Raw genomic sequence first — 18855 nt, 5'->3', positions numbered from 1 at the left:
ACAAGTAACTAACTAGTACATACATGGGAGGCGAGAGAGTTCATGCCGCAGGACCGCACCACGCGCCCGGCGCCCGGCCCCGGCCGGCTGCTGACCGGCCTCATCGGGGCGGGGGTCGGCCCGTCCCTTTCGCCCGCGCTGCACGAACGCGAGGCCCGCGAACTCGGGCTCGAGTGCTCCTACGCCCGGTTCGACCTCGACGGACTCGGAGGCGAGCCGGAGGCGGTCGGCGACCTGCTCGCCCGGGCCGCGGCGGAAGGCCGGGCGGGGGTCAACGTCACCCATCCCGCCAAGCAGGCCGTCCTCCGGCATCTCGACGAGCTTTCCCCCGACGCGGCCGCGATCGGCGCGGTGAACACCGTGGTTTTCTCCGGCGGCCGGGCGATCGGGCACAACACCGACTGGTCCGGGTTCCGCGACGGTTTCCTGTCCGGGCTGCCCGGCGCGCCGCTGGGCCAGGTCGTGCTGCTCGGCGCGGGCGGTGCGGGGGCGGCCGCGGCCCACGCGCTGCTGAGCCTCGGCGCCGGTTCGCTCGCGGTGCTCGACGTCGACGCCGGCCGGGCCGCGCGCCTCGCGGACGACCTCGCGGCGCGATTCGGCTCCGGCAAGGCGATCGGCGCGCCGGTCCGTGCACTGGAGCGGATGCTGGTCGTCGCCGACGGTCTGGTGCACGCGACCCCGGTCGGCATGGCCGAGCATCCGGGCCTGCCGGTGCCGGTCTCGGTGCTGCGCCCCGAGTTGTGGGTGGCCGAGATCGTTTACCGGCCGCTGGAAACGGCGCTGCTGCGGGCGGCACGCGCCCGCGGCTGCCGCACGCTCGACGGCGGACGGATGGCGGTGCACCAGGCGGCGGAAGCGCTGCGGTTGTTCAGCGGACGCGAACCCGACCCGGCGCGGATGCTGCGGCATCTCGCCGAACTGGTCGGCGGCGAAGGAGGTGCCGGCCGTGTCGCGTGAGTTCCGGACCGGCATCGCCACGGTGTGCCTTTCCGGTGCGCTGGAAGACAAACTCGCCGCCGCGGCGGCCGCCGGGTTCGACGGGGTCGAGATCTTCGAGCCCGATCTCGTGGCGTCTCCGCTTCCGCCGGCGCAAGTGCGGCTGCGCTGCGCCGACCTCGGTTTGTCGGTCGACCTGTACCAGCCGTTCCGCGACTTGGACTCGACCGCGCCGGACCGGTTCGCGGCGAGCCTGCGGCGGGCTGAGCGCAAGTTCGACGTGATGGAGGAGCTGGGCGCGGACACCGTGCTGGTGTGCTCGTCGGTCGCCGACGACGCGGTCGAGGACCTCGATCTGCTGGCCGAGCAGTTGCGCGCGCTGGCCGAGCGCGCCGGCGAACGCGGGCTGCGGATCGCGTACGAGGCGCTGGCCTGGGGCAGGCACGTGAACACCTACGACCGCTCGTGGGAAGCCGTCCGGCGCGCGGACCACCCCGCGCTGGGGCTGTGCCTGGACAGTTTCCACGTCCTGTCGCGCGGTTCGGATCCCGCCGGCATCGCCGGGATTCCCGGCGAGAAGCTGTTCTTCCTCCAGCTCGCCGACGCGCCGCACCTGTCGATGGACGTCCTGCAATGGAGCCGCCATCACCGGTTGTTCCCGGGACAGGGCGCGTTCGACCTGCCCGGTTTCCTGGCCCCGGTGCTGGCCGCCGGGTACTCGGGCCCGCTGTCGCTGGAAGTGTTCAACGACGTGTTCCGGCAGGCGGATCCGGCACGGGCGGCCGTCGACGCGCACCGTTCGCTGCTCGCGCTGGCCGAGGCGACAGTGCCGGCGGCAGCGGGCCCGCCGGCCCCGGCGGTGCGCGGGCACGCGTTCGTCGAACTGTCCGCCGACGACACCCTCAGCCCGGTCCTGGCCGCGCTCGGCTTCGCGCGCACCGGACAGCATCGGACGAAGCCGGTCGAGCGATGGGAACAGGGCGGTGCCCGGATTCTCGTGAACCGCTCCGGTTCCCCGGCCGCAGTCGGCGCGTTGGCCGTCGAATCCGCCAATCCGTCCGCAGCCGCGCTCCGCGCGACCTGGCTCGACGCCGCGCGGCTGCCGAGGGAACGGGGCCCGGCGGAAGCGGACCTGGCCGCCGTGACCGCACCGGACGGGACCGCGGTGTTCTTCTGCCGCACCGGATCCGAAGAGGACTGGACCGGCGACTTCGTCCCGACCGGCAAGACCGCGCCGGGCATCGGCGTCACCGCGATCGACCACATCGGACTGGCGCAGCCGTTCGACCACTTCGACGAGGCGGTGTTGTTCTACCGCAGCGTGCTCGGCCTGGAACCGGCGGCGCACGGCGAATTCGCCGCACCGTTCGGCCTCGTGCGCAGCCGTGCCGTCGCCGACCCCGGACGCCGCGTCCGGCTCGCGCTGACCGTGTCGCTGCTGCGGCGCGGCGAGTGGGCGCCGGGGGTGTCCGAACCGCAGTACGTGGCCTTGGCGGTGGACGATGTCCTCGACGCCGCCCGCGCCGCGCGTGCGGCGGGCGCACCGCTGTTGGCGATTCCGGACAACTACTACGCCGATCTGGAGGCTCGGCTGGCACTGCCCGCCGAGCGGATCGCCGAGTACCGCGAACTCGGAGTGCTGCACGAGGAAAACCCGGACGGGGCGTACCTGCAGGTGTGCACGGAGGTTCTCGGCGGCCGGGTATTCCTCGCCCTGGTCCAAAGGCTGGGGGAGTACGACGGATACGGCTGGGCGGACGCTCCGGTCCGGATGGCCGCACACCGGCGCCGACGGCTGGTACGGGAGCACGCGCACGCTTGACGCGACCTCCGCTGCGTCGGCGCGGAACGTGCGAGGGAACCACATCGGCCGTGCGGGAGGACGGAAATCGGCACCGCGTCGGCGCAGCCGTAAAGCGATCGCGAGATCAGACCGTACGGTCTGATCTCGCGATCCGCACAACGCCGTCCGGATCAGGGCGCTTCAAGCTGGGCAATGCCCGCAGCGTGGGCTGCCGGGCGGAGGTGCAGAATCGGCTGCGCATTCCCGCAGCGGCCGCCGAGCCGTTGGCGATCGCCCAGCAGCCCGTTGTCAGGTCGATGCCGGCGGCGAGCAACGGGAATGCCGTGTCCTTGGCCGCCGTCGGCACCTCGGCGAGGAACGCCGACCGCGTAGTGTGGATGGCCTGGTGCCTGGGGCCAAACGCTTGTCGGCGGGGCCGAGCAGGTCCTCCTCGACACGGCCGTGCGGGGAGAGGCCCGGCTCGCCCAGGAACGGGATCGGGGCTTCCGCCAGTCTGGCGAAGCAGGCGAGCGAACGCCGCGCCGGGCGGGCCGACGGGCTGGGCGGATCGGGCGGCGGGCCTGCCCTCTCATCCCTCCGGCTCCGGACCCCGGCATTCGGACCAGAGCGGCCGGTCGGCCGCCGGGACGAGCGGGGATTCTTCTCCCGCCGGGTGAGCGCCACCGATCGGGTGCTGCTCGCCATCGCCAGGCCGACGGACGCCGGTGCGATCGTGACCGTCTCGCCTCATCGCGGCGCTGCTGGTCCGGCGCCTCCGGCATTCTCCGGCGGGTTTGCGGACCAGCGCCGGATCGAGCCGTGGTTGACACGTCTGTGGTCCTCCGTTAGCTTGTTCTGCAACCGATCTCAGCAATCGATCTCAATGGGAAGTTCATGATCACTGGCTCTGGCGACCTGAATGCCCGACGCGTGCGGTGCGACGCGCTGCCCCGGCTGTCGCGCGGAGATGCTGCTGATCGGGCTCCTTGTGCTGTCGGCGGTCCCGGTGATCGTGCCTTGGCGGGGTGCCGCCAAGTACTGCGGGCCGGCGCGCTCGCCGACGGGATGTTCAGCCGCAGTGGTGCGCGGGCATGAAACGGGCCAAGACGATCATCCTCGGCGCGTCGCACTGGCATGTGCCCCTGTGCGCGGACCGGATCGCCGAGCGGCACGATGTCGTGGGGATCAGCGACCCCGTCCCGTCGCGTGTGGAGCATCTTGCGGTTCTCTGGGACGCACCGCTCTACCAGTCCTGGGAAGATGCGCTCGCGGCCCACGGGGATGCCGAGCTGGCGTACGTCCTCGTACCCCACGACGAAATGCGCGACGCCTGTCTCGCTCTGGTCGCCCGGCGCATCCCGCTCGTAGTCGAGAAGCCGGCCGGCCTGTCGTTGCGGGAGCTGGTCGACGTCCGGACGGCCGCGGATGCTGCCGGGGTGCCGATCGCGGTGACTCTCGTGCAGCGGGGAGGTCCGACCGATCGCTGGTTGGCGAAGGCCGGCCGCTCGGTGTACGAGACCGTCCAGTTCATCGCGGGCCCGCCCGACCGCTACCTCGCCAGCGGCAGCCCATGGATGCTCGACGTCGAGCGCGCCGGCGGCGGATGCATGGTCAACCTCGCTCCGCACTTCGTGGATCTCTTCCTGCGCTCGGCTGAAGCGGAGAAAGCAGCGGTGACGGCAGCCTTGTCCTCGGCGCTGCACCGCCGCGGCGTCGAGGACTACGCGTCGATGACGCTGACCACGGCCGACGGACGGATCGCCACCATCGAGGTGGGCTATGCGTTCCCCGGGTCGCCGCTCAAGCGGCACTGCTCCTTCACGCGGATCGGCACGGCGGGGACGGCGACGATCTGGACCGACGGGAACGCGTCGTTCACCTCCGTCGACGGCGCGACGGAAACCGCGCTCATCGACGTGGACAGCGACCCGTTGTACGGATTGTTCGTCGACCAGGTGGCCGAGCAGCTGGGACGTGGTTTCGTAGGGCTCCCGCGCATCAGCGATCTCGAGACCGCCATGACCGTCATCTGGGACGCGTACGCGCACGGCCGACAGGAGAAAACCGGTGTCCACACCCAGCATTGACGAGGTCGCGGCGGCAGCCGGAGTCCACAGGTCGACGGTCTCGCGGGCGTTCTCCCGCCCCGAGGCTGTCAAGCAGGAGACCCGGGACCACGTCCTCAAGGTCGCGACCGCCATGGGCTACAAGATGAGCCCGCTCGCCCAGGCGCTCCGAACCAAGGTCAGCCCCCTCGTGCCCCTGGTCGTTCCCGACATCACCAACCCGTACTTCGCCGAGCTCGCGAAGGCCATGACAGCCGCCGCGGGTGAGCGCGGCTACCAGCTGGTGCTGTGCGTGACGGAGAACGACGCGGATGCCACGGTCCGGTACCTCGACGCCATGCAGGCGATGTACGCGCCTTTCGCGGTGATCGCGCCTTACTCCCGGGTCTCTCCCGCCGAGTTCGAGTCAGCGGGTTTCGGCAAGCGGCTGGTCGTCATCGACCGGGTCGAGTCCGGCGACCAGACATCCACGGTGACTGTCGACAGCGCGGCCGGGATCGCGCTCGCGCTGGACCACTTGTTCGAGCTCGGGCACAGCTCCATCGCCTACGTCTCGGGGATCGCGGGAACGCACACCGCCGCGGACCGTCGTCAGGCTTACCGGACGCTGGCGGAGAAGCACGGGATGACACCGATCGAGCTCGGCAGCAGCGAGATCGGCGTCGACGCCGGCGAACGTGCCGCGGAAGAGCTCGTGAGCCTGCGCGAGCGGCCGACCGCCGTCGTCGCGGGCAACGACCTGGTCGCCTTCGGGCTCATCAGCTCGCTCGGCTCGAGGGGGATAGCGGTGCCCGGCGACGTCTCGGTGGTGGGGTTCGACGGTCTGGCGCTCGGTGCGCACAGCAACCCGCCGCTGACCTCGGTGCAGCAACCCAACGCCGAGATGGGCCGCATCGCGATCCGGCTCGCCGAGCAGGCGGCGAACGGCGGACAGATCGAGCACGTGGTGCTCCAGCCGCAGCTCGTGGTCCGCTCTTCGACCGGCCCGGTCCGATGACGGGGCGGCTGCTGCCCGGGCTCCGGCACGTGGACCATGCGGCGTACACGGTTCTGGACCTGGACGAGGCAGTGCGGTTCTTCGTCGAGGTCCTCGGAGCGGAGGAACTCTACCGCTCCCGGCGCGGTCCCGACCCGTCGTTCATGCCGGAGCATTTCGACGTCCCGCCGGACGCTGCCCTCAAGCTCGCGATGCTGCGGCTCCCGCCGAACCTGAACGTCGAGCTGTTCGAGTGGCAGTCCGCGGACCAGCGGACCCAGCACCCTCGGCACAGCGACCGGGGCGGTCACCACCTGTGCTTCGTCGTCGACGACGTCGACGCGGCGATCGCCCACCTCGCCGCGATCCCGGGCGTCCGGGTTCTCGGCGGCCGCAAGGAAGTCGGTCCCGACAGCCCTCTCGTGGCCGGCAACCGGTGGACGTACTTCGTCACCCCCTGGGGCTTGCTGATGGAACTCGTGGACCGGTCTCGCGTGCAGAATCCTCCGAACCTCGTCGGCCCGGCGGACTGGAACCGCCCGGCGCAAAGGAGCAGCCCTCTCTCATGATCATCGCCGGACACACGCTGGGAACCCCGGGCCGCGATCTCGCCGAAGCGCTGCGCCTCTTCGCCGCGGCAGGTCTCGACGCCGCCGAAGTCATCTACCAGGACGGCTACCCGGCGGCCGTCAGCCCGTCGGATCCGAAGTCTGCGCAACAAGCCGCAGCGATCGCCGACGCCGAAGGCGTCCCGATCGTCGCGCTCACCCCGTACACGACCTCCATCAACAGTCTCGACGCGACCAGCTGGCAACAGGGCATCGACGAATTCCGCGCGTGCCTCGAAGCCGCGCACACCGTCGGCGCGAGCCGCGTCCGCGTGTACGCCGGAGCCTGGCACCCGGGCGACACCGATCATGCCCGGCAGTGGGAGCAACTGCGGAGCGCGCTGACCGTCCTCGCGCCCGAGGCCGCGGACGCGGGCGTCGTGCTCTGCGTCGAGAACCACTTCGGCACCATGACCCAGACCGCGGCGGATACCGCCCGACTCGTCAGCGAGGTCGGCTCCCCCGCGGTCCGCGTGCTGTACGACCAGGCGAACCTGACCTTCACCCATGACGAGACTTGGCAGGAAGCCTTTTCCGTGCAAGGCGACCTCGTCGGCCACGTACACGTGAAGGACTTGGTCTTCAAGGACCCGCAGGCACCCTTCCGCGCCTCGGACACCGCACGGGTCAAGGCCGAGGAACGCGCTGTCCGGTCCCGGGTCGTCGGCATGGGCGTCGTGCCGTGGCCCGACATCCTCGAGGAACTCGTGCGCCGTGGTTACGACGACGTGCTCTCCCTCGAGTACGAATACCGGTGGCACCCGCAGGACCTGCCGGACCCCGCGGTCGGCTTCCGGGACTCCGCGCTCGCGCTCCGCACGATGCTCGCGACGGTGGTGCCCGCATGACGAGCGATGACGTGCTGCGCATCGGCGTGGCGGGCGCCGGCAACATCGCGAGCATCGCCCAGCTCCCGACCCTCGTCGCGCGCGACGACGTGGAACTGCGAGGCCTGGTCACCCGCAAGGACGACCCGCAGCCTTTGATGCGGCGCTGGGGTTTCCGCCGTGCCTATTCGACGGTCGAGGCGTTGCTCGAGGCGGAGGAGCTGGACGCGTTGTTCGTCCTCACGCCCCGGTCGGAGCACGTCCACGCGACGCGGCTCGCGCTGGAGGCCGGGGTCGACGTTTTCTGCGAGAAGCCGCTGGCGACGAGCGCGTCCGACGCGCAGTCCCTCGCCGACCTGGCCGCCGCACGGGAACGGGTGCTCATGGTGGGGTTCAACCGCCGCTTCGCCCCGGTGTACGAGGCCGGTCGCGCGGCTTTCGGGGCGAGCGGCGCGAGCTTCTGCGTCGCCCAGAAAAACCGCGCAGGCTCCGAATACCGCGCCACCTTCGAGAACGCGATCCACATGGTCGACCTGATGCGCTGGTACTGCGGCGGCGAACCGGTCGACGTCAGCGCGCACGCCGCCGGTGAGGACCGCTGGCAGGAAGACGGCGTGACCGCGCTCGTCCGCTTCGACAACGGGCACACCGGCGTGCTCGTGGCCGCCCGCAATGCCGGCGGCTGGAGCGAAAAACTCGACGCGTACGGAGACGGGGCGAGCGCGTACGTCACCGCGCCCGACCGGATCTCGGTCAGCCGGCCCGACGGGACGACCGTGCGCGAGATGTCGCCCGAAGCCTTCGGCTGGGCGACCGCGACGCAGACCTTCGGCTTCGCCGGCGCAGTACACCACTTCCTGGACCGGGTCCGGGACCGCGGCGAGCCGTTGACGTCCGGCGCGGCCGCGGTCAAGACCCAGCTCCTCCTCGATCGCATTCTCGCCGCCGCCGGGCTCCCCACCGAGGAACAACCCGGCCGGGCCTGGAGAAGCCACGCCAAGAAATGACGCCGACGGCCCGCCGGTCATTCAACCGAGGAGATGATCCTACGTGATTATCAATACGTTTTCGTATCTGTGGTCGGCCACGGCGATCGAGGCAATTGCAGAACTGGCCGACAACGGTTACGACACTTTCGAAGTCCCGGTCAGCTCTCCGCATTGCTGGCCGGACGAGATGTCCGGCCAGGAGCGCTCCGCCGTCGAAGCGAGGCTCAGCGCATACGGCGCGAGCATCCGATCGCTCAACGCCGGCGGTTACGACGTCAACTTGGCGAGCCCTGGCGCGAATATGCGCCGCAAAAGCATCGACCACATCAAGTCGGTCATCGACCTGGCGGCGGCCTGGGGTGCCCGTGAAGTCGTGATCTCACCCGGTACCCGACGCCCCATGATCTCGCCTTCCCTCGAAAAAACCTACAGCTGGATGTACGAGAGCCTGGGTCATCTGATCCCGCTGGCCAAGCAGGCCGGCACGCGACTCCTGCTGGAAAACACCCCCTACTGCTTCACGCCCACTATCGGCGACCTGGCCGGCATCGTCAGCGCGGTCGACGACGACGCGCTCAAGATCGTGTACGACGTCGCCAACGCCGCGTACATCGAGGAGGACCCCGTAGCGGGTTTGCTCTCGCATCAAGAATCCATTGCGCTCGTGCATATTTCTGACACGGGCCTGGAAACCTGGGGGCACGACCCGATCGGCACCGGGGTCGTGGACTTCGACGGCCTGGGCGACGCGGTCGAGGCGACCTGCGGAGTGCGCAATGTTGTTCTCGAGATCATCCGGGAGGAAAACCCGCTGCACGAGTTCAAGCAGGCGATGCGGGATCTCGGGAACAAAGGCTGGAAATTGAGTAAATGACTCCAGTGTGAGCGGGCTGTTCGCCGCATTCCGACTTGGGTCGAGTCGCGATCCACGGGTCGGGCAGGGCGGCGACCGCTGCAATGCGCCGGGTGGACACTGGTCGACTTGTTCGGCCAGCGTCCACCCGTTTCTTGTGCTTCAGTCCGCGGCCAGGGTCGGCAGCCGCTCCGCGCGGTGCTCGAGTGCGGCGCGGCGTCAGTGCCGACCCTGCTCGCCGCGCATCGAGTTCAGGAGCCGGAACTCGGCCGGCCGGGAACGTGGCTGAGGATGGACTTGGAGAAGCCGCCGTCGACGCAGATGTCCTGTCCGGTGACATAACCGGACAATGGTCCGACGAGAAACTCGATCACGTTTGCTACGTCTGCGGGGTCGCCGATCCGCGACAGCGGAATGATGTCTTCTCGTGCTTTTTTGATCTGGGGGTCGGCGTACATCTTCTCTGTCATCGCCGTATGAGTCATGCCGGGGGACACCACGTTGACGCGGATGCCGTCCGGCGCCCACTCCAAGGCGAGGGTCTGGGCCAGCATCGTCAACGCAGCTTTGCTGGGGCTGTAGGCGCCTGATCCGGCATGGGGCTGCTGGCCGGACATTGAGGAGGTGAAGCACGCCGAACCGCGACTGCTGCGCTTCAGATGCTCGTAGCTTGCTTTGGCGAGAAGCCACGCGCCGCGGAGGTTGACGGAGAACATGTCGTCCCAGTCCTTGAGGGACAGGTCGCAGATCGCGCCGGGGCTGGCGATTCCGGCGTTCGCCACCAGTGCGTCCAGACCGCCGAACTCGGCCGCCGCGGTTTCGACAAGCTGGCTTGGCACCTCGGGGTCGCCGATGTCGCCTACCAGTGCGATGGCGTTCCCGCCCAGCGACTGGATCGAATGGACGATTTCCTCTTGCTGGGCGGTCGGTTTATGTCCGCACACGGCGATCTGCGGATGCTCGCCCCGCGCGACAGCCTGCTCGGCGAGCCGCACGCAGGCAGCCGCGCCGATGCCGCTGCTTCCGCCACTGACCAATACGCGCATCGTGCACACTCCTGTCGCTAGGGATCATGAGGGGCGAACGTTCTTCGGCAACTGATGCCGTGCGCGAAGCGCGGCCGTCACGGTTCGCCGGACGCGTCTGCGAAGCCGAAGAACTCCAGGCAGGCGGGAATCAGTTCGGACAACATGTCGCTGCCGACCTGGATCGGGCAGCCCTTCTCCCTGGCTGCCCGCAGGAACGGGGTGATGTCGGTCTTGAGCACCACATCTCCGACGTACGAACCGGGGGCGAGGCGGTCGACGTCGACCGGCAGCGGATCGTCGTCCTGCATTCCGAGAGGTGTGGCGTTCACGATCAGGTCGTAGCCGTCAGGATCTCTCGCGCCCGTCACGACTTTCACGTCCGGACAGTGCATCCCGATGCGCTGGGAGAGCGCTTCGGAAGCGGCCGCGCGGGGATCGAACAAGCCGATCTCAGCGACGCCGAGGCCGGCCAGCGACGCGGCGATCGAAGAACCGACCCCGCCGTTGCCGACGACCAGCGCGCGCCTCCCGGACGGATCGAACCCCTTGCGCTGCATGCTGCGGACGAAGCCGGCTCCGTCGAACTGGCCGGCGAGGAGCGACCCGTCCTCCCGTCGCAGGACAGCGTTCGTCGCGCCGGCGATCGCGGCCGCCGGGCTGATTTCGTCCACCAGCCCCATGGTGGTTACCTTGTGCGGCATGGTGATCAGCGCGCCGCGGAGATTGGTGAGGGTGAAAACCGATCGGAAGAAGTGCGGGTAGTCCTCGGCCTTGATTCCCATCGGGACGACGACCGCGTCGATGCCGTTCTTCTCGAACCAGGGGTTGCAGACCAGCGGCGACTTGAAGGTATGCGTGGGGTAGCCGAGGTGCGCGACGAGTGTGGTCGTTCCGCTGATCATCGGATATCTCCGTCCTGCGCGTCGTTGGAGAGCTCTGACAGGCGCACGCCGGTCCACGCGCATCGCAGCTCGCCGTGCACGGCCCAGTACTCGTCCCAGTGGGCGAGCTTGACCTGGTCGCGTTTGAGGCCGCGCTTGCGCAGCCGGTCCTGCAGCGTCGCGGGGGAGACGCGGACTTGGAGAACCTCCACGTCGGCCTGCGGCCAGTCGAAGCGCTCCGCGGCCTCGGCGATGAAGGCGGGGTCGGACAGGTAGGGGCTGAACGGTGCGTCGATCACCACGGGGCGACCGAGGCGGAGGTTGGCCCCGGCGACGTCGAGCAGCGAGTCGTATTCGAGGGGCAGGATCTTGTCGAGGTAGAACCGATTGGCCTCGCGGTCGCCGGGGTCGTATCCGGCCGACACCAGGGCGGCCTCGACGAACCGGGCGCTCATCGTGTCCTTGTCGAGGTAGGCGGCGCCGTGCTGCCGGGCGAGGCGCTGGGCGACAGTCGTCTTGCCGGAGCCGGCGGTGCCGACGACGATGTGCAGGGTCGGCGCGTTCATCGGCGCGCGTCCCGCACCGCCGTCAGGAAGTCGGTGGCGGCGGCGGTCACCCGGGAGAAGTCGCCGTCGGGCTGCCACGCCTTGGTGACGGCGCTCCCGACGCCGACGCCCGCCACGCCTGCGGCGAACCATTCCTTGGCGTTCTCGGCCGTCACCCCGCCGGCAGGCATGACCGGGACGTGCGCCAGCGGCGCGAGCACGGCCTTGACGTAGGGGATGCCCGCGTTCTCGGTCGGGAACATCTTGACGATGTCCGCGCCGGCCTCAGCGGTTTCGAGGATCTCGGTCGGGGTGAAGGCCCCGCTGATCGTCGGTACCTGATAGCGGTTGGCGACCCGGATCATCTCGGGGTTGAGCTGCGGACTGACCAAAAAGGCCGCGCCTGCCCGGATGCACTCGTACGCGGCGTAGCCGTCGAGAACGGTTCCCGCTCCCACGGCGACGCCGTCCGGTGCGTACCGGGCGGCCAGTCGCCGGATGAGGTCGACGGCACCGGGGATGGAGAGCGTGATCTCGAGGGCGCGAAACCCGCCCTCGATCGCGGCGTGCGCGACGCGCTCCGCGCTGTCCGCATCGGGCAACCGAACGATGAGCACCGCGCCCGACTCGTCGATCGTGCGCAGTGTCGCAAGCTTGGTGAACACCTGTGTCCCTTGGTCGAGAGCGTGGATTGACAAATGGTCGCACGCTGCCTACGGTTTCTGCAACCGATCTCAGCAATCGATCTCATCGGGAGTCGGTCATGGAACTCGCAGCGTCTTCGGCCCCTGTGATCCGCCTCGCCGCGTTGTGGCGCCCGAGGAACGGGCCTCGCACCGGAGCGGCGCCGGCGGGCACGTGCTGACGGGGTCCGGGTGCCGACGACGGCTCGTACGGCCGGAGCCCGGGCCACCAGGCTCGGCCGGTCCGGGAACGCCACGGCGCTGCCGCGCCGCTGACTTCGCCCCGCGCGAAGGGGCCGGCTGGCGGGCACGGCGATGTCCTCGACAAAGAAGTCCTGACAATGGCCAGTACACGCACCAAGGAGCGCTCAATGACGACGAACTCGCCAGACCCTTCCGGGGCTGCAAGCCCTCCGGGGGTTTCTGAGGTTCCGGATCGCTCTCGCCGTCCGGTCAACATGGTGGCGGGCACGATCGGCCACTTCGTCGAGTGGTACGACTGGTACGTCTACGGGTTGCTGGCGGCGGTGTTCGCCCCGCAAATCTTTCCGAGCCACTCCCCGTTCGCTTCGCTCCTCGCGGCGCTGCTCACGTACGCGATCGGGTTCGTGGTCCGCCCCTTCAGCGGGGTCATCGTCTCGCCGCTGGCCGACCGCTACGGCCGGCGGGCCATCCTCACCTTGTCCGTGTCCGGGATGGCGCTCGGCTCGCTGATCATCGCGCTGACGCCCGGGTACGGCACGATCGGCTACGCGGCGCCCGTCCTGTTCGTGATAGCCCGGCTGCTGCAGGGCATCTCGGCCGGCAGCGAGCAGCAGAGCGCTATCTCGTTCATGGTCGAGCACGCTCCGCCGCACCGGAGGGCACTGTTCGGGTCCTTCTCGAACATGGCGAGCGGCCTGGCGACCCTTGCCGCGACCGGGGCGGCCGCGATCATCGCGACCGCCTTCACCCCGAAGGAACTCGCGGACTGGGGCTGGCGCATCCCGTTCCTCGCGGGCGGTCTCCTGGGCGTGGTCGGCCTCATCCTGCGGGCCCGCGCCGACGAGACCTCCGAGTTCGAGGCCAGCTCCCTCGTCGACAAGAAGTCGGCGCCCGCACGGCTGCTGGCTCTGCTGCGCGAGCACCCGAAGGCCCTGCTGCAGACGGCAGCGCTGTCCGCCCCGGCCGTGGCCTACTACACCTGGGCGACGTTCCTGCCCACTTACGCCCAGCTCACCAGCGGACGGGACAAGGGCTCCACCTTGGTCGGCAGCGTCATCGGACTCGCCCTGCTGGTGATCGTCGTGCCGATCTGCGGTGCGCTGTCGGACCGCCTCGGCCGGCGCAAGATCTTCCCCATCGTGGGCGCGGCTGGCATGATCGTACTCTTCTACCCGCTGATGCTCCTGCTCGAGCGGCCGGGCTTCTGGGTCTACGTCGTGGTTTCCGCATCAGGATGGCTTGTCCTGGGCATCTGGCAGGCCGTGTACCCGACCATCCAGGCGGAGCTGTTCCCGGCGTCGGTCCGGGTGTCCGGCATCGGCTTCTCCCACCAGTTGGTGATCGCCGTCTTCGGCGGCACCGCCCCCCTCATCGCCGCCGCGTTCGTCGGCGCCGGGCACCCCAAGTACGTCGCTGTCTACATGATCGTGGTCGTCGCCCTCTGCCTCGCCGTCTACTTCACGCTTCCGGAGACGGGCAGCAAGACGCCGCGAGCGACTGTCGCGCTCAAGGACCGGGAGGTCGTGGAAGGCGAGCGGGAGGAGGCCACGGTGCACACCCGGACGAAGCCATAAGCGAAGTGAACTTCAGCGTCGAATGCCGCTGGGCAACGAGCGCGGAGATCGGCGACATTCCGCTGATTGCTTGACCTTCCGGGGGCCTCCGGGCATGGGATGGGCGTCGACTCCCGTTGTCCGGAGGCCCCCGAGCGCGTCGGTTCTGGGGCGGTGATCGTCAGTGGCGGCACCGTCCGGGAAATGCTGCTGCTGTCGGGGAATCGGATGATGTTCAGGTGCGGCTCAGTTCGAAGCTCGCGTCGGTGGCCTTCGAACCGAACTCGCCCGCGGGGTTCTTGGTTTCGCGGTCTGTGACCAGTTCGGATCAGCCTCGGCGGGATGCCGGTGCCGGGCGCGTACGTTGCCTTCATGCGGTCGCCCAGTCGCTCATGACGTTCGCCGCGCCGGCTTGGACGGCGGCGCGGAACGGCGCGAGACAGACGTTCCACAGGTGCGCGTCCGAAAGGTTGCCCTCGTCGTAGTCGCGTCCGCCGCGGGAGGCACCGTGCCGAGGAAGTGCTTGGGACGGCGAGGACTCCCGTGGTTTGGGGGTCGTGCTGGAAGCTGCGCCCCTGTGCGGCGGCGACGGCCGCGCGCCGAGGGCCGGGCCCTCGCCGGTGCCCTCGACCATCCGCCCCCATCGGGCATGCGGTGCGATCTCGGTCATCGGCGCGAACGTCCAATGGATGCCGACCGCCCTCGCTTCCGTGCGGCGACCCGCTGGTGCGGCTCCGTCCTTGGGCGTTCGGGGTGACGGCGCCGTGTCCTCCGTTTGCATTCGCGCGACGCTGAAGCGGTGCCGAGGCGGGTCGGTCCGGGAGGGAGAGACCGGGCGAAGCTCGGCGGGCGAGCGCCGATGTGCGTGCTGCTGTCTTCGGCGTTCGCGATGTTCCTGCTTGCGCTGATGTACTTCTGGGCATTCGTGTTGCCGATATTTTCGGCGCTGGTGACCTGCGTTGCCGCCGGCCGTCTGCAGCGCGGTGACCAAGTGCGCGCGGCCGCGGCGGTCTTGACGATTCCGTGCACGGCTGCGATGAAGGCAGACTGCCGGCTTGCAGGACTCCGACGATGACGTCGGGGTTGGTGTCGACGAGGTGGCCGTCGCGGCGTTTTCGGTGGCGTAGTGCAGCAGGGCGGTGGCGGGGTTGTCGCTCACAGCGGCGTTGCGCTGCGGGTGGGCCTTGCGGGCGACGGCGCTCGTCTCTTCCGGGTGGGTGCTCAGAAGGTGCAAGTGAAATGCACCGGCCAGTTCCGGATCAAAGGCGGCGCGACCGCGAACTGGCCGATCGACGACGCTTGGCGCTGACGATGGGAGCGCAGCGGGTTGCGACCGGCTCACCGCGACCGAAATGTACGCCGGATAGAGTTCCACGGGTGAATCCGCGCGGCCGCTGAAGGCGGATGCGTGGCGCGAAGCGCCGCATGCGTACAAGGGCACCGTCGTCGCGGTCATCGAGGCACAGATGAAGATGACATGGAGTACATTCGGCTCGTCGACGAGAGCGGCGCCGTCTCCGTCCAGCCGTCGCAGAGGGCTCAGCAGAGCTTCAACCAACTGGGTCGACAGCGCGATGGCAGACTCCGTCTGGGAGGCCGGGGGGTGCCACAGCTGGTATCGCCTGGGCATGGCAAGGTCGTGCCCAAAAGGCCCGGAAGTCTCGCGAGCTTCCAGAAAATGACCGGCACGGTCGATCTGGGAGATCTCGTGCTGAAGTTCGGCAGGCCCGGGGTCCCGACCCCCGGGGGCCACGTCTGTCGCGGACGCGCCGGTCGCTGAGGGCAGCGGGACACTCGTCGACCTGCCATGATCTGTGGTGCAGGAACGACACGGGTGCCGTAGGACGGGACGTGGTGACGGTCGGTCGAACACCGCAGGAACCAGCGGCGACCTTGTCGGAAGGTGTGAACCCCGTCCTGTCGAGAATGAGCCGCCGGGTGGCCTCGCCCGCGTTGGGCAACATCCGTGGCAGCACAACGGATCCAAGGTTTGCCGACGCCCAATACCGGCGAAAACCATTGGCGCTCGGCTTGCTCCGCTGATGGACTGACGTCCTGCTGCGTGACGGAGGTAGCGGTTGTGACGGATTATGACGTGCTCGCCGAGGTGTACGAATGGCTCATCTCGGATGCGAAGTTGCCGCCGGCCGAGTTCGCTGCGTCGTTCGATGACGTCCTCGGTTTCCTGCCGTCGAACGCTGACGTCCTCGACTGTTCGTGCGGAACCGGACAGTTGGCGGTTGGCCTCGCCGGTCGTGGCATGCAGGTTGTCGCAACTGACGCCAGCGAAGCGATGGTTCGACGGACTGCGGAGTTGGCTGAGAAGTTCGGGGCATCCGTCCGGGCCGTGCGGGCGAGCTGGGAAGAGTTGCCCGACCATTTCGAGGACGGCACGTTCGACATGCTGTTCTGCGTGGGCAACTCGCTGCACCATGCCGAGGGCGCGCGAGGCAGGGGTGCTGCTCTGGAATCGATGTCACGGCTATTGCGCCCTGGCGGGCGCTTGGTGCTCACCTCCCGCACGTGGGAACGCGTGCGGGCCAGAGGTTCCCGGCTGGACATCAGTGACCGACTCGTCCGCCGGAACGGTCGCGATGCCGTTGTGGTCTACCGCTGGGAGATCGCGCCGCGGTGGGAGGAGGAGCACCGCATCGAGATTGCGATCGCCCAGGTTGATGCGACTGGGTTGGTTGTTGTCCGCTCGGAACTGCTGTCCTGCTGGCCCTATCGGTACGAGGAACTCGAAGTCGAACTGCACCGGGTCGGACTTCGGACGGAAATGAGCACGTTCGATCTTGAGGCGGAGAACTACATGGTGATGGCGAGCAAGGTATAGACACCAGGCTCTTAATCCCTGGCCGGACACGGCGGCACGTTCGACGACGTCATCTCGTCCCTGGTACTGCGCTACACGGTCAGCAGGGGCCGGGTGGTTGTGTCGCGCTGGGCCGGACCTCGCCGCACCTGCAGCGGCCGCTGTGGAAAAATACGCTCTGAGCAGTTCCCGGTGCTGTGCGGAAGGAACGAGATGACCAGCCCCTGTGTTCGGCAGCTTCGGCGGGCGGACAGGCTGGGATCATTGCTGCGCGCTCCCGGGCAGTCTCATGTCGGAGCATCGGTCCGCGCGGGACGGGTGTGCGTTCGCGTGCTGGGACGCCCAGTGCCGGCTCCGCAGATGGCCGATTTCGGCTGCGTCGAGGTCCCGGTCGCCTGCGCGCCCGCGACTCTGCGCGAGGGCGTGCGCGCGCGACATTGAGCGGCGGATCCGCCCCGTCTCGATTCGTGCCCGAAGCCGCTGTCATACGACCGGCCACCCGTTTCCTTTTCCTGTTGAGGACTTTTCGTGAAGATGGACAACAGCCCTGCCCGGGGCACCCGTGACCTGCTCCCGGCCGTGGTGGCCACCCGCGACCGTGTGCTCGAGCTGATCCAGGGCGTCTACAGCCGCTTCGGCTACCAGCGGATCGAAACCCCGGCGCTGGAGCGGATCGAACGGCTGACCGCGGGGCAAGGCGGGGACAACGAGAAGCTGCTCTTCCAGGTCCTGAAGCGTGGCCTGAAAGAACCGTTGGCTGCCGACACGGCGGTGTCGGACCTGGTCGACTTGGGCCTGCGCTACGACCTGACGGTGCCGCTGACCCGGTTCTACGCTGCGCAGCGCGACAAGCTTCCCTCGCCGTTCCGGTCGTTCCAGTTCGGGCCGGTCTGGCGGGCGGAGCGGCCGCAGCAAGACCGCTTCCGGCAATTCGCGCAATGCGACATCGACTTCATCGGCGAGCCGAGCGTGCTCGCCGAGGCCGAGCTGATCGAGGCCACTACCGCAGCGCTGGACGCGGTCGGACTGACCGGGGCGACCGTGCGGCTATCGGACCGTCGGTTCCTGGCCGCTCTCGCTTCCGCCGCCGGCGTCCCCGACGCCGCGCGCGCCGGGACCTTCGTAAGCATCGACAAGCTCGACAAGATCGGCTGGGACGGCGTCACCGCAGAACTCACCGGCGAACGCGGCCTGCCCGCCGAGGTCGCCGCTGCCGTGCGGGACAAGATCGAAACCCTGTCCGGACTGCCGGCGGACAAGGTCGCCGACACGCTCGTCGACACGGTGCCCGGTCTGCCCGAGCCGGTCGCCGCGGAGCTCGCCGAGACGGCAGAGTGCCTTGCCGCGCTGGACGGCGTGACCTGGGCGTTCGACCCGACTTTGGTGCGCGGCATGGGTTATTACACCGGGCAGATTTTCGAGATCGCGCACGCGGGCTCGTCCGGCTCGATCGCGGGCGGCGGCCGCTACGACGAGCTGATCGGCCGGTCGCTGGGAAAAGCGGTTCCAGCGTGCGGGTTCTCCATCGGATTCGAACGGATCATCAGGCTGGTCGCTCCCTCGGCCGTGCCCGACCGGGTGGCCGTGCTGTACGAGATGGACGTCCCAGTCGCCGACGCGCTGGCTGTCGCGCGGCGGCTGCGCGTCGAGCGCGGCGGCGTGGTGTCGCCGGTGCCGCGCAGCGGCAAGTTCGCCACCCAGCTGACCCGGCTGGAGACCGACGGATACACGGGGTTCCTCGCGCTCGTTCCCGGCCAGGACACCGACGCGTTGGCGGCCGTGCGCCCGCTCGGCCGACGCCGTGGCTGACGCGTCAGCCACGGTCGCCGAGTGCCAAGGGTTGTCCGGATTCCGTCGGACCTGCCGCGGCATGCAGTTCGCGTCACGGGAGAACGCGAACGGAGCGAGCTGAGCCGGTCCTGCGAGGTCCATGGCGAGCCCGCGACCACCGATCAGCTGGCAACCAGCAGCGCCTTTTCCTTTCGCCCGTGCTGACGTCGGCTTCGGGCAGGCGGTCTCATCTTCGTACATGAGCGTCGCCGCTCCGTGCCGGAGCCCGTGAACCTGTCCGAGACGTCCGCGGGATGCAGCGGACTGCCAGCGGGGCA

At 69.1% G+C, this 18855-nt stretch carries 17 protein-coding genes; 12 read left to right on the top strand and 5 right to left on the bottom strand.

The window, feature by feature from the left end; translation table 11 throughout:
- Positions 1-42: 42 nt before the first annotated feature.
- From WA670_RS31945 to WA670_RS31910, 8 genes are all read left to right on the top strand, one after another.
- A complete protein-coding gene (locus tag WA670_RS31945; protein WP_336159843.1) occupies positions 43-957 on the top strand; it encodes a shikimate dehydrogenase in 915 nt (304 codons plus the stop codon).
- A complete protein-coding gene (locus WA670_RS31940; protein WP_336159841.1) occupies positions 947-2758 on the top strand; it encodes a sugar phosphate isomerase/epimerase and 4-hydroxyphenylpyruvate domain-containing protein in 1812 nt (603 codons plus the stop codon). Before WA670_RS31945 ends, WA670_RS31940 begins: the two co-directional genes overlap by 11 nt.
- Positions 2759-3810: 1052 nt before the next feature.
- Positions 3811-4806 (top strand): Gfo/Idh/MocA family protein, encoded by a 996-nt coding sequence (locus tag WA670_RS31935; RefSeq protein WP_336159840.1) that lies wholly within the window; start codon positions 3811-3813, stop codon positions 4804-4806.
- Positions 4787-5782 carry a LacI family DNA-binding transcriptional regulator gene (locus WA670_RS31930; RefSeq protein WP_336159838.1) on the top strand — a complete coding sequence of 332 codons (996 nt, stop codon included), beginning with the start codon at positions 4787-4789 and terminating at the stop codon, positions 5780-5782. The genes WA670_RS31935 and WA670_RS31930 overlap by 20 nt, the downstream gene beginning before the upstream one ends.
- Positions 5779-6330 (top strand): VOC family protein, encoded by a 552-nt coding sequence (locus WA670_RS31925; protein WP_336159836.1) that lies wholly within the window; start codon positions 5779-5781, stop codon positions 6328-6330. Before WA670_RS31930 ends, WA670_RS31925 begins: the two co-directional genes overlap by 4 nt.
- Positions 6327-7217, top strand: a complete 891-nt coding sequence (locus WA670_RS31920; protein ID WP_336159834.1) for a sugar phosphate isomerase/epimerase family protein — start codon at positions 6327-6329, stop codon at positions 7215-7217. Before WA670_RS31925 ends, WA670_RS31920 begins: the two co-directional genes overlap by 4 nt.
- The gene (locus WA670_RS31915; RefSeq protein WP_336159832.1) at positions 7214-8203 is read left to right on the top strand and encodes a Gfo/Idh/MocA family protein; all 990 of its coding nucleotides are present in this window, start codon (positions 7214-7216) and stop codon (positions 8201-8203) included. Before WA670_RS31920 ends, WA670_RS31915 begins: the two co-directional genes overlap by 4 nt.
- Before the next feature lie 43 nt (positions 8204-8246).
- On the top strand, positions 8247-9059 hold the full coding sequence (locus tag WA670_RS31910) for a sugar phosphate isomerase/epimerase family protein (RefSeq protein ID WP_336159830.1): 813 nt from the start codon (positions 8247-8249) through the stop codon (positions 9057-9059).
- 230 nt (positions 9060-9289) lie between these two features.
- Here the strand turns inward: WA670_RS31910 and WA670_RS31905 are convergent, their stop codons facing one another.
- From WA670_RS31905 to WA670_RS31890, 4 genes are all read right to left on the bottom strand, one after another.
- Positions 9290-10084 (bottom strand): SDR family NAD(P)-dependent oxidoreductase, encoded by a 795-nt coding sequence (locus WA670_RS31905; protein WP_336159827.1) that lies wholly within the window; start codon positions 10082-10084, stop codon positions 9290-9292.
- A 77-nt stretch (positions 10085-10161) separates the two neighbouring features.
- On the bottom strand, positions 10162-10968 hold the full coding sequence (locus tag WA670_RS31900) for a shikimate dehydrogenase family protein (RefSeq protein ID WP_336159825.1): 807 nt from the start codon (positions 10966-10968) through the stop codon (positions 10162-10164).
- Positions 10965-11513 carry an AAA family ATPase gene (locus tag WA670_RS31895; protein ID WP_336159823.1) on the bottom strand — a complete coding sequence of 183 codons (549 nt, stop codon included), beginning with the start codon at positions 11511-11513 and terminating at the stop codon, positions 10965-10967. The genes WA670_RS31900 and WA670_RS31895 overlap by 4 nt, the downstream gene beginning before the upstream one ends.
- Positions 11510-12157 (bottom strand): bifunctional 4-hydroxy-2-oxoglutarate aldolase/2-dehydro-3-deoxy-phosphogluconate aldolase, encoded by a 648-nt coding sequence (locus WA670_RS31890; RefSeq protein ID WP_336159821.1) that lies wholly within the window; start codon positions 12155-12157, stop codon positions 11510-11512. Before WA670_RS31890 ends, WA670_RS31895 begins: the two co-directional genes overlap by 4 nt.
- A gap of 479 nt (positions 12158-12636) precedes the next feature.
- On the opposite strand from WA670_RS31890, the gene WA670_RS31885 reads away from it, so the two are divergent.
- Positions 12637-13953 (top strand): MFS transporter, encoded by a 1317-nt coding sequence (locus WA670_RS31885; protein ID WP_336159820.1) that lies wholly within the window; start codon positions 12637-12639, stop codon positions 13951-13953.
- Between the two features lie 349 nt (positions 13954-14302).
- Here the strand turns inward: WA670_RS31885 and WA670_RS31880 are convergent, their stop codons facing one another.
- On the bottom strand, positions 14303-14713 hold the full coding sequence (locus tag WA670_RS31880; protein WP_336159819.1) for a glycoside hydrolase family 3 N-terminal domain-containing protein: 411 nt from the start codon (positions 14711-14713) through the stop codon (positions 14303-14305).
- A 78-nt stretch (positions 14714-14791) separates the two neighbouring features.
- On the opposite strand from WA670_RS31880, the gene WA670_RS31875 reads away from it, so the two are divergent.
- The 3 genes from WA670_RS31875 to WA670_RS31865 all read left to right on the top strand — a co-directional run bounded on the left by WA670_RS31875 (position 14792) and on the right by WA670_RS31865 (position 18556).
- Positions 14792-15007 (top strand): hypothetical protein, encoded by a 216-nt coding sequence (locus WA670_RS31875; protein WP_336159818.1) that lies wholly within the window; start codon positions 14792-14794, stop codon positions 15005-15007.
- Positions 15008-16012: 1005 nt separating this feature from the next.
- Positions 16013-16768 (top strand): class I SAM-dependent methyltransferase, encoded by a 756-nt coding sequence (locus WA670_RS31870; protein ID WP_336159816.1) that lies wholly within the window; start codon positions 16013-16015, stop codon positions 16766-16768.
- Between the two features lie 513 nt (positions 16769-17281).
- Positions 17282-18556, top strand: a complete 1275-nt coding sequence (locus tag WA670_RS31865; protein WP_336159857.1) for a histidine--tRNA ligase — start codon at positions 17282-17284, stop codon at positions 18554-18556.
- Positions 18557-18855 lie beyond the last annotated feature (299 nt).

The organism is Amycolatopsis sp. VC5-11 (genome assembly GCF_037034185.1).
Lineage (GTDB): Bacteria > Actinomycetota > Actinomycetes > Mycobacteriales > Pseudonocardiaceae > Amycolatopsis > Amycolatopsis nivea.
The sequence above is the reverse complement of the archived record's forward strand: the minus strand, read 5'-3'. Positions and strand labels throughout refer to the sequence as shown.

What these genes read in the sequence shown, in the direction of transcription:
- WA670_RS31925 (WP_336159836.1), top strand. Translation starts at nt 5,779, where the DNA reads ATGACGGGGCGGCTGCTGCCCGGGCTCCGGCACGTGGACCATGCGGCG.
- WA670_RS31865 (WP_336159857.1), top strand. Translation starts at nt 17,282, where the DNA reads ATGGACAACAGCCCTGCCCGGGGCACCCGTGACCTGCTCCCGGCCGTG.
- WA670_RS31920 (WP_336159834.1), top strand. Translation starts at nt 6,327, where the DNA reads ATGATCATCGCCGGACACACGCTGGGAACCCCGGGCCGCGATCTCGCC.
- WA670_RS31905 (WP_336159827.1), bottom strand. Translation starts at nt 10,084, where the DNA reads ATGCGCGTATTGGTCAGTGGCGGAAGCAGCGGCATCGGCGCGGCTGCC.
- WA670_RS31945 (WP_336159843.1), top strand. Translation starts at nt 43, where the DNA reads ATGCCGCAGGACCGCACCACGCGCCCGGCGCCCGGCCCCGGCCGGCTG.
- WA670_RS31895 (WP_336159823.1), bottom strand. Translation starts at nt 11,513, where the DNA reads ATGAACGCGCCGACCCTGCACATCGTCGTCGGCACCGCCGGCTCCGGC.
- WA670_RS31880 (WP_336159819.1), bottom strand. Translation starts at nt 14,713, where the DNA reads ATGCAAACGGAGGACACGGCGCCGTCACCCCGAACGCCCAAGGACGGA.
- WA670_RS31875 (WP_336159818.1), top strand. Translation starts at nt 14,792, where the DNA reads ATGTGCGTGCTGCTGTCTTCGGCGTTCGCGATGTTCCTGCTTGCGCTG.
- WA670_RS31935 (WP_336159840.1), top strand. Translation starts at nt 3,811, where the DNA reads ATGAAACGGGCCAAGACGATCATCCTCGGCGCGTCGCACTGGCATGTG.
- WA670_RS31900 (WP_336159825.1), bottom strand. Translation starts at nt 10,968, where the DNA reads ATGATCAGCGGAACGACCACACTCGTCGCGCACCTCGGCTACCCCACG.
- WA670_RS31915 (WP_336159832.1), top strand. Translation starts at nt 7,214, where the DNA reads ATGACGAGCGATGACGTGCTGCGCATCGGCGTGGCGGGCGCCGGCAAC.